This window comes from Nocardioides sp. J9 (assembly GCF_007829375.1).
In the GTDB taxonomy this organism is placed as follows: Bacteria; Actinomycetota; Actinomycetes; order Propionibacteriales; family Nocardioidaceae; genus Nocardioides.
Map to the genome: position 1 here is coordinate 15,274 of NZ_VLJQ01000098.1, position 13,408 is coordinate 28,681.

Here is a 13,408-nt window from a genome sequence, read left to right on the forward strand (position 1 = left end):
TCCTGCGCCGACGACGCCCCCGCCCGCTGACGGACCCACCGGCTGCGTCAGCCCGGCAGCAGCCCGTCGCGTCGCGCGATCGCGGCCGCCTCGGTGCGGCTGGCGGCGTCGAGCTTGCCGAGGATGTTGGAGACGTGGACGCTGACGGTCTTGGTGCTGATGAACAGCTGCTTGCCGATCTCGCCGTTGGAGCGGCCCTCGGCGACCAGGGCGAGGATCTCCAGCTCGCGAGCGGTGAGCCGCACCGGCGAACCACACGCCGCCGCGCCCGCAGCCGTCGCGGAGCCTGCGGGCGTCGTACCCCGCTGGGTGCGGGACCCGCCGAGGTCGCCGACCAGGGCGGGGGCGCCGAGCCGGCCGGCGATGCCGCGCGCGGCCGTGGCCTCCTCGTCGGCGGCGCCGGTCTCGCCGAGCAGGCGGAGGATCTGGGAGTACGACGCGCGCACCCGCGCCTCCTCGGGCACGTGGCCGAGCTTGGTGACCGCCTCGAGCGCGGCCGCCCAGCCGGCGACCAGCTCGTCGCGGGTCGGGGCGTCCTCACCGGCCAGCCAGCGCACGCGCAGGTGCTCGGCGTCGAGCCGGGCCTCCCACATCTGGCCCTCGGGGCCCCAGCCGCCGGGGCGCGAGCGGAAGTCCTCGACGACGGTGCGGCCCTCGGCGAGCAGCTGGTCGGCGCGCTGCGCGAGGGCGCGGCGTTCGGCGGCGCTGGCGGCGGGCAGTCCGGCCGCGACGGCGGCGAGGGTGACCGCGGCGAGGCGGACCCGGCCGCCGAAGTGCTTGCGCCACAGCCGGGAGAGCACGTCGACGACCTCGTCGTAGGCCGCGAGCGCGGCCGAGGCGTCGCCGTGGCTGCCGTGGACGTCGATCTCGACGCCGGCGCTGAAGACGCCGACGGTGCCCTCGTCCTCCCACAGCGCGCGCAGGGCGCGGACCCGGTCGAGGACGTCCTCGCCGCGGGCGGCGAGGACCGCGAACCGGGTCGGGGCGACGATGCCGACCGGGATGGGCGGCCCGGCGCTGTCGTCGACCGCAGCGGTCAGCGCGAGCACCTCGTCCCAGGCGCCCTGGAGGTGGCGGATCGAGGCGAGCTGCCAGCGCGACTCCATGACGTACGGCGCCCAGGGGGTCCCCGCGCGGGTGCCGGCCTCCAGGCAGGAGGCGAACCAGCGCGCGGCGACGTCCCACTCGCCGTCGTCCTGGTGGCTGCGGCCCAGCAGGAAGCGCCCGCGGAGCTCGGCGTTGAGCGCGCCGGTCTCCTGGGAGCGGACGRCGGCGACCTCCAGCGCTGTGCGCAGCGCCTCCTGCTCGCTGCCGACGGCGGTCTTGACGTGCAGCCCGCTGAGCGTGGTCATCACGTCGGAGGCGAGCACCGGCCGCGAGAGCCGCTCGGCGAGCCCGAGTGCTTCGGTGGCGAACGGCTCTGCCTCGTCCTCGCGGCCGACGTTGGCCAGCACCCGGGCGTGGGTGACCAGGATCCGCGCCCGCAGCGGGCTCTCCCCCTCCGGCGCCAGCGCGACGGCCTCCTCGGAGAGCGCGACGGGGTCCAGGTCGTTCTCGGTGACGGTCAGCAGCTCGGCGTACTGGCTGAGCAGCCGGCTGCGGGCGACCGGTGCGCAGTCGGCGGGCGTGCGGTCGAGGTGCTCGCGCAGCAGCTGGCAGGCGCGCTGCGGGTCGCCGCCGGCGACGAGGGCGTCGGAGGCGCGCGCCGCCACCTTGGACGGGTCGATGCCGAGGCGCTCGGCGCGGTCGCCGCCCTCGAGCAGCTCGAGGGCCTGCTGGTAGTGGTCGGCGGCCTCGTCGGGGCCGCCGACCGCCATCGCCTCGTCGCCGGCCTCGATGCCGGCGGTGACGGCACGGTCGAGGTCCATGCTGCGGCGGGCGTGGCGGGCGAGCTCGGCGGCGGTGCCGCGGCCGGCCGACTCGGCGAGCGCGGCGACGTAGCGGGCGTGCAGGCGCACCCGCTCACCGGGCAGCAGGTCGTCGTAGACGGCCTCCCCGAGGAGGGCGTGGCGGAAGGAGTAGTGCCGGGCCCCGGCCTCGAGCACGTGCATCTCGACGGCCTGCCGCACGCCGGCCTCGAACGCGTCGGACGGCATGTCGGCGGCGGCGGCCAGCAGGTCGTGGGTGACCCGGCGGCCTGCCGCGCTGGCGACGCGGACCACCTGGCGCGCCTCCTCGGAGAGCCGGTCCAGGCGGACGAGCAGCACGTCGGCGAGGTCGCCGGGCACGTCGTCGCAGTCGCAGTCCTGGTTGGAGGCGACGAGCTCCTCGACGAAGAACGCGTTGCCCTCCGCGCGGGCGACGATGGAGGCGACGGCGCGCTCGTCGAGGCCGGAGGGGGCGAGCTCGCGGACCAGGGCGCGCACGGAGTCCTCGGGCAGCGGGGAGAGCGCGAGGCGGTCGACGTTGGGGATGCGCGACCACTCCGCGACCTGGCGGCGCAACGGGTGCCGGCGGTGCAGGTCGTCGGAGCGGTAGGAGACGACGACGGAGACCGGGTGGTTGAAGGCGCGGGTGCACAGGAAGCCGACCAGGTCGCGGGTGGACTGGTCGGCCCAGTGGGTGTCCTCGATGACGAGCAGGACGGGGGCGTCCGCGGCCGCGGCGTCGAGCAGCGCGTGCACGGCCTCGAACAGCCCGGCCCGGTCGCCGTCGTGGCCGGGGACCTCCGTGGCGGTGTCCGTCTCGTGCGGCTGGTCGCCGGCCCGGACGCGGCGGCCGGGCTGCAGGCGGGCGATGGCGGGATGGGCGGCGACGTGGTCGGCCAGCCCGGGCAGGTCGTCGACGATGCGGCCGACGACCTCGCTGAAGGGGAGGTAGGGCAGGGCGCTCTCGCCGAAGTCGAGGCAGTGGCCGGCGTACACGTGCCAGCCGGCGGCGCGGGCCCGGTCGCGCAGCTCGATGAGCAGGCGGGTCTTGCCCACCCCGGCGTCGCCGGAGAGCAGCACGGCATCGGGGCGGCCCGCGGAGGGACCGCCGGCCGCGTCGAGCCCGACGATCCGGGCCAGCTCGGCCAGCTCGGCGTCGCGCCCGACCATCGTCGTGCTGCTGTGTGCTGCCACGGGCACCATCATGGCGCCCGGCGCCGACAGGGTCGTCGTCAATTTCTCAGCCTGGTCCTCTGCCTGGTCCTCTGCCTGGTCCTCTGCCTGGTCCTCGGTCCGGTCTCTCCGGTCGGGTCGCGGACGGATCACACTCGCCCCGTCTGAGGTACCTCAGGAGCGGTACCTCGGTCGTGGTGGTGGTGGACCGTCGCCCGGCCGTCAGCGCGAGTGGCGCTCGACGGCCGGGTCGGCGGCGGCGATCCGGCGCAGCCAGGAGGAGCGGCTGCGGCCGGCCCGGCTCGCGGCCACGCCCTGGGCGGCCCGCTGCCGGCGGTAGTCGGTCTCTGCGTTGACGTAGTACTGGTTGCTCATGGCCTCAAGGTTCGTCGCCTGAGGTAGTCCCCCACATCGGGCAACCTCCCTAGGTCGGCCCTGGAGACGCCTCATTCCGCAGCCCCTCCCCACCTCACCTGAGAGGTCGGGCCGGTCGGGGTGGGATAGTGCGAGGGCAGGCGCGGGCCCGTGCGGGCCGACGACGAGGGCCGACGACGAGGGCCGAAGACGAGGAGGCCGGGTGGAGTTCGCAGAGGTCGTACGACGACGCCGGATGACGCGCGCGTACGCACCCGACCCGGTGGACCCCTCCGTCGTGGAGACCGCGCTGGCGAACGCGACCCGCGCCCCCAGCGCGGGCTTCTCCCAGGGCTGGGCGTTCATCGTGCTGGACACCCCCGACACGGTCCGCGGGTTCTGGCGGGCGCAGACCGACGCGGCGGCCGAGGGCGGCAGCCCGGACCGGTGGCTCGCGGGGATGATGTCGGCTCCCGTGGTGGTGGTTCCGTGCAGCCGCCGCTCGGCCTACCTCGACCGCTACGCGGAGGCCGACAAGCGTCGCGCCGGGCTCCACGAGCACGACGAGAGCCGCTGGGCGATGCCCTACTGGCACCTCGACACCGCGATGGCCTCGCTGCTGGTCCTGCAGTCGGTGACCGACGCCGGGCTCGGCGCCTGCTTCTTCGGCCTGGTACCGGACCGGGTCGACGCGGTCAAGGAGCACCTCGGGCTGGTGGACACCGTCGACGAGGAGGCGCCGCACCCCATCGGCGCGATCACGATCGGGCACCCGGCCGACCCCGCGACCGGCGCCCGCGGGTCGGCGAGCCGGAGGCGTCGTACCCCGTGGCAGGAGGTGGCCCACCGCGGCCGCTGGGGCGCCGGCTGGGAGGGTGCGCGATGAGGCCCGGCCCGGTGGTCACCCACCTCACCGCGGAGGACTTGGAGCAGCGCGACCCGGTGGTGCCGCGGATCGCGTCGCTGCTTCGGCCGTACCGCGGCAAGATCGCGATGGTGCTGGTCGCCGTCGTGGCGGCCGCGTCGCTGCAGGCACTGGCGCCGTTCCTGACCCGGGCGGTGTTCGACGACGCGCTCTTCCCCCTCGACGGTGGCGGGCCGGACCTCGGGCTGCTCGGCTGGCTGGTCGCGGGGCTGTGCGCGATCCCGATCGCCACGGCGCTGATCGGGATCTACCAGATGTGGCTGACCTCGACGGTCGGGAACTCCGCGATGGCCGACCTGCGCGGCGACCTCTTCGAGCACCTGCAGAAGATGGAGCTGGCGTTCTTCACCGCCACCAAGACCGGGGCGATCCAGTCGCGCCTGGCCAACGACGTCGCCGGCGTGCGGACCGTGCTCACCGACACCGCGACCACCATCGTGCAGAACTCCGTCACCGTCGCCGCGGCGCTGGTGTCGATGCTGGTGCTGTCGTGGCAGCTCACCGTGATCACCCTGTTCCTGATGCCGCTCTTCGTGGTCATGCAGTTCCGGGTCGGGCGGATCCGGCAGCGGCTCGCGCGGCGCACCCAGGAGTCGCTGTCGGAGATGACCGCGATCACCGAGGAGTCGCTGAGCGTCTCGGGGATCCTGCTCGCGAAGGTCTTCAACCGCGCCGACTCCGAGGTCGAGCGCTACCGCGAGGCCAACCGCCGCCAGACCCGGCTCCAGGTCGAGCAGGCGATGACCGGGCGCACCTTCTTCGCCGTCGTGCAGACCTTCTTCGCGATCACGCCGGCGCTGATCTACCTCTTCAGCGGCTGGCTGATCACCGGCGGCGCCCCGGTCGGCGCCGGCGAGGGTGCGTTGACCGCCGGCACGCTGGTCGCGTTCACCACGCTGCAGGGTCGGCTGCAGATGCCGCTGCTGCAGCTGATGCGGGTCACCCTCGACGTGCAGACGTCGCTGGCGCTGTTCCGCCGGATCTTCGAGTACCTCGACCTCGAGCCCGCGATCACCGAGCGTCCCGGCGCGGTCGCGCTCGACCCCGCCACCCTCGAGGGCCGCGTCGAGATGCGCGGCGTGCGCTTCCGCTACCCCGAGCCGCGGGCCCTGTCCGGCACCACCCACCGCGACCGCTTCGGCGACAGCGGGGTGCGCATCGAGGGTGACCGGGGCGACGTCGTCGAGGGCGTCGACGCTGTCGACGCAGTCGAGGCACGGGAGGTCGGGGAGACGGCCGAGGCGCCCACGCCGGGCTGGGCGCTGGACGACGTCTCCCTGGTGGTCGAGCCGGGGCAGCTCGCCGCGATCGTGGGTCCGTCGGGCAGCGGCAAGACCACGGCGACGTACCTCGTCCCGCGCTTCTACGACGTCACCGAGGGCGCCGTGCTCATCGACGGCAACGACGTCCGCGACCTCACCCTGTCCTCGCTCGCGGACGCGGTCGGGATGGTCACCCAGGAGCCGTACCTCTTCCACGGCACCATCCGCGACAACATCGCCTACGCCAAGCCGGACGCGACCGCCCAGGAGATCGAGCAGGCCGCGCGGGACGCCAACATCCACGACCGGATCATGAGCTTCCCCGAGGGCTACGAGACGATCACCGGCGAGCGCGGCTACCGCCTCTCGGGCGGCGAGAAGCAGCGCCTCGCGATCGCGCGGGTGCTGCTGAAGGACCCGCGGATCCTCATCCTCGACGAGGCCACCTCCGCGCTCGACAACGAGACCGAGCGGCTGGTGCAGGAGGCCCTCGAGCGCGCCACCCGCTCGCGCACCACCATCGCCATCGCCCACCGCCTCTCCACCATCCGCTCCGCCGACGTCATCTTCGGCCTCGAGGACGGCCGCCTCGTCGAGCACGGCACCCACGAGCAGCTGATGGCCGCCGGCGGCCTCTACAAGCGCCTGTACGACGAGCAGTTCTCCCGCGAGCCCCACGGCCGCCCCGCCTGCGACTCCCGCCGCGCCGACATCTCGCTCTAGCCGTCCCGCTGCGGTAGTCCCGGGTCACGTCGCACCCGGCGGTAGTCCCTGACGAAAAGCACCGCGACACGCCCTACGACGGTGCTTTTCGTCAGGGACTACCCCAAGGTGTCAGGCGATCCGGTACCGAAGCAGCCTCTCCCGCTGGTCCTCGGTAAGGGTTCGGCGCGCGGCGACGGTGGTCGTCGAGATCCACCAGGACGGCGGGTCGGCCGTCCATCGCCTCGGGCCGGTACGACGGGAGGCGGCCTGGTAGGCGACGTGAAGCCGTGCGAGGAAGTCGGCCGGGCGGTCCCCCGAGAGCCACCGCACCATCTCGATGCCGTGGTCTGAGAACACCTCGTCGCGGGAGCGGTCCGCACGCCGCTGCTCGCGCCCGAGGTGCACCAGACCGTCGTAGTCGGCCGCGACACCGGCATCGACGTCGACGAGGTCGGGGGTTCCGAGGTGGCGCCCCGAGCTGTCGAACAGCGGGATGTTGGCGCGGGGTCGCGAGCCCTCGATGCTTCCCTGCCACGTCATGCGCATCGCGACCTCCCGGGGTGACCATGCGTTCTCATCGGCCAGTGCGACCGCATCGCGTGCCAGGGGTACCCCGGTCCACGACGACTGCCCGGACACGACGTCGGCGACCTCTGCGACGGAGACCAGGTCCGAGTAGGCCGCCATGTCGACCACCTCGACAGCTCGACGGACGGAGCCGGCGTACCTCATCGCGAAGGAGACCGACCACGCGGCGGAGGTGACCGGGACGGTGTCGACGACCTCGATGTGCTCCGGGCCGGTGCCTTCGCCGCTGAGGGCGAAGCCGGCCTGCGGACGGATGTCGTGGGTGCTGATCAACAGGTCCACCGGGACCTGGGCGCCCGCAGCGTCGACGCCCGAGAACCACGCACCGCCGCACCAGCGCAGCGCCGCCCAGCCGGTGACGGCGTGGCCGGAGCGAAGCACGACCGACGCCTCGAGGATGCGTTGCTCGACGTCGCTCCCGTCCACCCACGCCGGGGTGTAGTAGCCCGAGCTGGACCGGCGGTACCTGTTGCGGTTGCGGGCCTGCCCCCTCGTCGGACCCCGCTGGCCGGACGGGTCGAGACGCACCGGACGCACCAACCCCGGCCGCGGGCCGTCCCACCACTCCATCCCGACAGGATCGACCGGGCCAGCCCCAGCCGTGGCCGCCCGCCCCAGCGCCTGTGGACGAACGCCGCTCGTCCACAGGTCAGCTTGCCGGAGGTGGCCGATTGGAAGTTTCTCCGGGCGGTAGTCCCTGACGAAAAGCACCGCGACACGCCGTACAACGGTGCTTTTCGTCAGGGACTACCCCAGCCCCCGCCCCAGCCCGCGACCCACCTACGGCTCGATCAGGCCGGCGCGGATGGCGTAGCGAGTGAGCTGGGTGCGGTCGTTCATGCCGAGGCGGGCGAGGATGTTGGAGCGGTGCTTCTCGACGGTCTTCTCGCTGATGGAGAGGATGCGGGCGATCTCGCGGGTGGTGCGGCCCTCGGCGATGAGCTTGAGCACCTCATCCTCGCGGGGGGTGAGCACGGCGTCGGGGACGCGTTCGCCGCGGGCGAGGCGGTCGAGGTGGTCGCGCACGATGGCGCCCATGGCGCCGGGGTAGACGAACGCCTCGCCGCGCATGGCCGCACGGCAGGCCTCGACGAGGTCCTCGTCGACGACCGACTTGAGGACGTAGCCGCTGGCGCCGAAGCGGAGGGCGGAGAAGAAGTACTGCTCGTTGTCGTGCATCGACAGCATGAGCACGCGCGGCGGGTTGCGGCGCCGGGAGATCTCGCGCGCGGCCTGGAGGCCGGTCATCGTCGGCATCGCGATGTCGAGGACGACGAGGTCGACCTCGACCTGTCGCAGCAGGGTGAGCACCTCGGCGCCGTCGGCGGCCTCGGCGACGACCTCGATGTCGGGCTGCTGCTCGAGGATCAGCCGTACGCCGCGGCGGACCAGCGCGTGGTCGTCGGCGAGCAGCACGCGGATCGGGGCGGTCACGGCAGCCTCGCTCATGCCGGCACCCGCAGGCGCACCATGGTGCCGCGGTCGCCCGAGACGACCTCGACCGTGCCGCCGACGAGGGCCGCACGGTCGCGCATGCCGCGGATCCCCGTCCCGTCGGGGGTGCCGGGCCTGATCCCGCCGCCGTCATCACCCACCTCGAGCACGACGTCGGGCCCGAAGCGCAGCAGCGACAGCTCCACCCGGCTCGCGCCCGCGTGGCGCACCACGTTGGTCAGCGCCTCCTGCGCGACGCGGTAGATCACGACCTCGGCGTCGTGGCCGAGCTCGGGCAACCCCGGCCCGAAGGTACGACGGACCGCCGGTCCGCCGTACGCCGCGACGTCGTTCGCCAGGGCCGACAGGGCAGCCTGCAGCCCGAGGTCCTCCAGCACGCCGGGCCGGAGCTCCCGGGCCACCCGGCGCACGTCGTCGAGGCCGGCGCGGGCGCTCTCGCGCAGCAGGGACAGCTCGCCGCACAGGTCGGCCGGCGCGCGGTCCTCGAGCTGCTTGAGCCCGAGCAGCACCACGGTCAGGCTCTGCCCGACCTGGTCGTGCAGCTCGCGGGCGACGCGGTCGCGCTCGGCCTCCTGGGCGGCGAGGGCGCGGGCGCTGCTGGAGCGCCGTTCGGTCTCGAGCCGCTCCAGCATCGCGCTGTAGCTGCGCACCAGCTGCGCCCCGGGGCCGTCCCCCGCGGCCTCCAGCTGGCGGCCCTCCCCGCCGAGCTGGACGGTCGCCATCTCCCGGATCACCTCGTCGACCGGCGCCAGCGCCCGGCGCAGCAGCACGGCGGTCACGAGCAGCACGAGCCCGAGGCCGGCCACGAGCACCAGCGCCTCGGACACGACCACCTGCCGGGAGACGCGCGCGGGCGAGAGCAGGAGGACCACGACCGCGGTGCACAGGACGGCGCCGTTGATCAGGCACACCTTCCAGTACAGGGACGTGTTGACGGGCTGCACGACCCCACCATCCCCGATCGGATGGGCGGAGGAAATGGGGGGTGGACCCCATACCGTCGCCGGCGCGGGTCGGGTTGTCTGGAAGCATGCCGCTGACCCTCGCCCGTCTCCGTCGCACCCTCGGACGTTCACTCTCCGTCGGGGGCGGTGGACAACGTCCCCGGGGCGGGGTCGGCGGCACCCAGCACGTGGAGCTGCCGATGACGGTCCGCGGCCCGACGGCCGACGGCGAGGACGTGCGGCTCCTGGTCGAGGTGCTGCTCGACGGCGGCCCGTCCGCCCCGGCCGAGCCCGAGCGGGTCGCGCACGCGCTCCTGCTCGCCGCCGCGCGCCGCTGGCTGGCCGAGCACGACCTCGCGGAGCTGCGCGACGCGCTGCCGTCGGCCCGCGACTCGATGGAGGCCGCCGTCCGCGACGAGTTCGACGAGCTCGACCTGCGCCTGCTGCGCTTCGACGTGGAGTCGGTCGAGCACCTGATCGCCTCGCGGTCGGCCGACCCCGAGGAGCTTCCCGAGCATCCGCACGACGTCGAGGCCGGTGAGCCGCCCCGAGAGGGTGGTGCGCGGTGAGTGCCACGCTCGAGGTCGCCATCTCGACGGGGATGATCTGCGCGGCCGTCGGCTTCGCGATCGGGCTCGCCGTCGGCCGCGGCCGCCAGCCCCGCTGGGTGGAGCGCGGCAGCTTCGTGCACAAGGTGTCGATCGGCTTCGCCACCCTCGACCGGCTCGACGCGGTGCTGCTGCGCTTCGAGGTCGAGGAGGGCTCGCACCTCGCAGGGGTCGAGGTCGACGAGCTGCGGCTGCCGGAGGGCGCCGCGGTCTCGCTGGTCACCCGCGGCAAGGACGTGCTGGTCCCCGGCGGGCGCACCCAGCTGCGCACCGGTGACCAGGTCCTCGTCGTCAGCGCCCTCGGCCAGGTCACCAGCGTCGAGGCGCGGCTGATGTCGGTGAGCCGCTTCGGCCGGCTCGCCGGGTGGTACGAGTCGATCGAGCCGGAGGGCGCCCGGGCCGCGCTCGGCCCGCCCGGACGGAGCGCCGCGTGATCCTCACGTCGGCCGCCATCTCCATCTTCATCGTCAGCTACGCCCTCATCGCGACCGAGCGGGTCCACCGCGTCGCCGCCGCTCTGGGCGGGGTGGCCGGGATGGCGGTCATCGGCCTCGTCGACGCGGAGTCGGCGTTCTTCGACCAGCACACCGGCATCGACTGGAACGTCATCTTCCTGCTGTTCGGGATGATGGTCATCGTCGGCGTCCTCAAGCAGACCGGGCTCTTCGAGTTCCTCGCCCTGTGGGCGGCCCGCAGGTCCGGCGGCCACCCCTACCGGCTGCTCGTGCTGCTGGTGCTCATCGGCGCCACGGTGGCGCCGATCCTCGACAACGTCACCTGCGTCCTGCTCGTCGCGCCGGTGACGATCTCGGTGTGCCGGCAGCTCGGGCTCCCCTCGGCGCCGTACCTCATCTCGCTGATCCTCGCCTCCAACATCGGCGGTACGGCGACGCTCATCGGCGACCCGCCCAACATCATCATCGGCAGCCGCGCGGGCCTGTCCTTCTCGGACTTCCTCGTCCACTCGCTGCCGCTGACCGTCGTGCTGCTGGCGCTGTTCGTGGTGATGGCGCGCTGGATGTTCCGCGAGACCTTCGGGCACCAGATCGACGTCCACCACGTGCTCGGTGACATCCACCCGCGCGAGGCGATCACCAACATGCGGCTGCTGGTGCGCTGCCTGGTCGTGCTCACCTTGGTGATGGTGGCGTTCAGCCTCCACACCCTGCTGCACCTCGACCCGTCGATGGTGGCGATGCTCGGCGCCGGGGCGACCGTGCTGGTCTCGCGCAGCGAGCCCGAGGAGTTCCTCGAGGAGGTCGAGTGGGGCACCCTCGCCTTCTTCATGGCGCTCTTCGTGCTCGTCGGCTCGCTGGTGCAGGTCGGCGTCATCGGCCGCATCGGCGAGCTCGCGGCCGAGGCGTTCGGCGACCAGGAGCTGCTCGCCGCGACGGTGCTGCTGTTCGGGTCCGGGATCGTCGGCGCGTTCGTCGACAACATCCCGTACACGACCGCGACGGTGCCGATCGTCCAGGATCTCGTCGCCGCGACGGGTACGACGGGCGCGGACAGCCCGCTGTGGTGGGCGTTCGTCTTCGGCGCCGACCTCGGCGGCAACGCCACGGCGGTTGCTGCGGGCGCCAACGTGGTCGTGCTCGGCATCGCCGCCAGGGCCGGGGAGCCGATCAGCTTCTGGCAGTTCACCAAGTACGGCATCGTCACCACCGTCGCGACCGTCGCTGCGGCCTGGCTGTGGGTCTACGTCCGCTACTTCGTCCTGTGACGCGCGTGACAGCTCAGGCCAGGCCGAGGATCCGGACGCACTCCAGTGCGACGTAGAGCTCCGCGGCGTCGACGGGGCGGGCCAGGTCGCGACCGGTGGCCTCCTCGAGGCGGCGGATCCGGTAGCGCACGGTGTTGCGGTGCACGTGCAGCTGCTGCGCCGCGGTCGAGGTGGAGCCGCCCGCCGCGAGCCACGCGCGGGCGGTGTCGATGACGACCGACCGGTCGTCCTCGGGCAGCGCGAGGACGGGGGCGAGCACGGCGTCGACCAGGGCCCGCGCCTGGTCGGGGCTGCTGGCCAGCAGCACGGCGAGCGGGTCGCTGCCGAACCGCCCCACGGCGGCCGCACCGGGCGACACCGCCGCGCAGGCGACCCGCGCCTGGCACCGCGCCTCGGGCACCTCGTCGAGCCGGCCGACCTCGCGGCTGACGCCGACCCGTGCGTCCGCGACGCCCTCGAGCGCAGCCACCAGCTGGTCGAGCCCGAAGCCGAGGCGCAGCGCGACGACGCCCTCGTGGCGGTCGTGGTCCAGGCGCCAGGCCGAGCGCACGTTCGCCCGGCGCAGCACGCGCTCCACGTCGACCAGGCCCTCGGCACCCGGCGCCGGCGACTCGGCCGACACCACGACGTACCCGCTGGCCCGGCCGAGGTCGAGCATGCCGGCGGCGCGGCCGACGTGGGTGACCGCGTCCGGCTCGCCGTCGAGCAGCGCGCCGACCAGCACCGCGCGGGCCTCCGCGTCGCGACGGGCCCGATCCGCGATCGATCGGCGGTAGGCGTCGGTCACGTCGGCCGCCAGCTGGTCGCTGACCGCCCAGATGTCGGCGGCCGCGAGCAGCAGGGTGTCGCGGTGCTCGGGGTCGGCCCGCTCGACGAGCACCTCCCACAGGAAGCGCGAGCCGACCCGGAACGCCTGCAGCACCATCGCGTACGGCACCCCCTGCTCGGCGCGCAGGATGCCGGTCTCGGTCGGGGTCGCCTCCGCCGCGGGCTCTCCGGCGATGGTCGCCAGGATGTAGCGCGCGTTGACCTGGCAGGACCCGACGAGCTCGTCGTGCGGCACGACGTCGCCGTCGTCGTACACGGGGATCTCGCGGCGGATCCGGGCCGCCATCGCGGCGCCCAGGTCGTCAGACTCCGGCAGCAGGCGCAGGCACAGCGCCCGCACCTCCGGCACCACCGTCAGCCCGTCCACGCGGTCGAGCGTAGTGCCGCGCCGGCCACCGGTCGTGCCCACACCGGACCGGCCGGCGCGTGCGTTCAGGACCCGGCCGGCACCACGTGCGCGTCGGGGCCCGGGAACGCCAGCGACTCGTGGCCGTCCGCCCAGCGCACGAGGTACGGCGGCGCCCCGTCGTGCCCGCGCACCTCGACCACCTCGGCCGCGCGCCGGTGCTGCGAGTCGGAGTGGCTCTCGACGACCAGCCGGTCTCCCACCTTGGCCTGCATGCGACACCTCCCACGACGGGCCCGCGACCCTGCTGCGGGCCACACCTCCCACCATGCTCGCCGGCCGGGGCCCGCACAAGGGGCTCTGTCGGGCTCGAGCTGAAAGCACGACCAAGCGCGACCCGCACGTACGCTGGGAGGGCGATGAGTAGCCCTGTGTCAACGTCAGGCCGCTTCGACACCGCTGAGCAGTGCCTGGAGGGCGCCGTGCTGGTGGGGGTCGTAGGCGGTCTGGTTCTGCCAGCATCGCCAGATCACGCCGAGCCAGGCGCGGGCCAGGATGCGGGTGGCGTGGGGGTGGTCCTTGCCGCGGGCGAGGGCGTCGTTGTAGATCTTCGCGGCCCAGGGGTTGGC

The 13,408-nt window shown here is 73.8% G+C and carries 12 protein-coding genes and 1 pseudogene; 5 read left to right on the forward strand and 8 right to left on the reverse strand.

Annotated elements, in window-relative coordinates; translation table 11 throughout:
• Positions 1–47: 47 nt before the first annotated feature.
• Complete coding sequence (locus L615_RS16785; protein WP_186449903.1) at positions 48–3,062, reverse strand: helix-turn-helix transcriptional regulator; 3,015 nt, start codon at positions 3,060–3,062, stop codon at positions 48–50.
• Between the two features lie 201 nt (positions 3,063–3,263).
• Positions 3,264–3,416 carry a hypothetical protein gene (locus L615_RS23450; RefSeq protein WP_157514844.1) on the reverse strand — a complete coding sequence of 51 codons (153 nt, stop codon included), beginning with the start codon at positions 3,414–3,416 and terminating at the stop codon, positions 3,264–3,266.
• 202 nt (positions 3,417–3,618) lie between these two features.
• On the opposite strand from L615_RS23450, the gene L615_RS16790 reads away from it, so the two are divergent.
• The gene (locus L615_RS16790; protein ID WP_028655283.1) at positions 3,619–4,281 is read left to right on the forward strand and encodes a nitroreductase family protein; all 663 of its coding nucleotides are present in this window, start codon (positions 3,619–3,621) and stop codon (positions 4,279–4,281) included.
• Complete coding sequence (locus L615_RS16795) at positions 4,278–6,305, forward strand: ABC transporter ATP-binding protein (RefSeq protein WP_145725811.1); 2,028 nt, start codon at positions 4,278–4,280, stop codon at positions 6,303–6,305. The genes L615_RS16790 and L615_RS16795 overlap by 4 nt, the downstream gene beginning before the upstream one ends.
• Before the next feature lie 111 nt (positions 6,306–6,416).
• Here L615_RS16795 and L615_RS16800 read toward each other — a convergent pair whose 3' ends face one another.
• The 3 genes from L615_RS16800 to L615_RS24375 all read right to left on the reverse strand — a co-directional run bounded on the left by L615_RS16800 (position 6,417) and on the right by L615_RS24375 (position 9,274).
• Positions 6,417–7,403 carry a hypothetical protein gene (locus L615_RS16800; protein WP_145725812.1) on the reverse strand — a complete coding sequence of 329 codons (987 nt, stop codon included), beginning with the start codon at positions 7,401–7,403 and terminating at the stop codon, positions 6,417–6,419.
• Positions 7,404–7,655: 252 nt separating this feature from the next.
• Positions 7,656–8,324 carry a response regulator transcription factor gene (locus L615_RS16805; protein WP_028655280.1) on the reverse strand — a complete coding sequence of 223 codons (669 nt, stop codon included), beginning with the start codon at positions 8,322–8,324 and terminating at the stop codon, positions 7,656–7,658.
• Positions 8,321–9,274, reverse strand: coding sequence for a sensor histidine kinase (locus L615_RS24375; protein ID WP_145725813.1), 954 nt, complete (start codon positions 9,272–9,274; stop codon positions 8,321–8,323). Before L615_RS24375 ends, L615_RS16805 begins: the two co-directional genes overlap by 4 nt.
• 200 nt (positions 9,275–9,474) lie before the next feature.
• Between L615_RS24375 and L615_RS24380 the strand changes: the two genes are divergently transcribed.
• Genes L615_RS24380 through L615_RS16825 form a run of 3 tightly spaced genes read left to right on the forward strand, consistent with a single transcriptional unit; the run spans position 9,475 to position 11,605 of the window.
• Positions 9,475–9,843 (forward strand): hypothetical protein, encoded by a 369-nt coding sequence (locus L615_RS24380; protein WP_145725814.1) that lies wholly within the window; start codon positions 9,475–9,477, stop codon positions 9,841–9,843.
• A complete protein-coding gene (locus L615_RS16820; protein ID WP_028655277.1) occupies positions 9,840–10,316 on the forward strand; it encodes a TrkA C-terminal domain-containing protein in 477 nt (158 codons plus the stop codon). The genes L615_RS24380 and L615_RS16820 overlap by 4 nt, the downstream gene beginning before the upstream one ends.
• Positions 10,313–11,605 (forward strand): ArsB/NhaD family transporter, encoded by a 1,293-nt coding sequence (locus L615_RS16825; protein WP_315897794.1) that lies wholly within the window; start codon positions 10,313–10,315, stop codon positions 11,603–11,605. Before L615_RS16820 ends, L615_RS16825 begins: the two co-directional genes overlap by 4 nt.
• Positions 11,606–11,618: 13 nt before the next feature.
• Here the strand turns inward: L615_RS16825 and L615_RS16830 are convergent, their stop codons facing one another.
• The 3 genes and pseudogenes from L615_RS16830 to L615_RS16840 form a co-directional block, all read right to left on the reverse strand.
• The gene (locus tag L615_RS16830) at positions 11,619–12,800 is read right to left on the reverse strand and encodes a CdaR family transcriptional regulator (protein WP_145725815.1); all 1,182 of its coding nucleotides are present in this window, start codon (positions 12,798–12,800) and stop codon (positions 11,619–11,621) included.
• A gap of 65 nt (positions 12,801–12,865) precedes the next feature.
• Positions 12,866–13,054 carry a DUF1918 domain-containing protein gene (locus L615_RS16835; protein ID WP_145725816.1) on the reverse strand — a complete coding sequence of 63 codons (189 nt, stop codon included), beginning with the start codon at positions 13,052–13,054 and terminating at the stop codon, positions 12,866–12,868.
• 165 nt (positions 13,055–13,219) lie between these two features.
• A pseudogene (locus L615_RS16840) lies at positions 13,220–13,408 on the reverse strand (IS110 family transposase); the annotation flags it as partial.

What these genes read in the sequence shown, in the direction of transcription:
- L615_RS23450 (WP_157514844.1), bottom strand. Translation starts at nt 3,416, where the DNA reads ATGAGCAACCAGTACTACGTCAACGCAGAGACCGACTACCGCCGGCAG.
- L615_RS16795 (WP_145725811.1), top strand. Translation starts at nt 4,278, where the DNA reads ATGAGGCCCGGCCCGGTGGTCACCCACCTCACCGCGGAGGACTTGGAG.
- L615_RS16805 (WP_028655280.1), bottom strand. Translation starts at nt 8,324, where the DNA reads ATGAGCGAGGCTGCCGTGACCGCCCCGATCCGCGTGCTGCTCGCCGAC.
- L615_RS24380 (WP_145725814.1), top strand. Translation starts at nt 9,475, where the DNA reads ATGACGGTCCGCGGCCCGACGGCCGACGGCGAGGACGTGCGGCTCCTG.
- L615_RS16835 (WP_145725816.1), bottom strand. Translation starts at nt 13,054, where the DNA reads ATGCAGGCCAAGGTGGGAGACCGGCTGGTCGTCGAGAGCCACTCCGAC.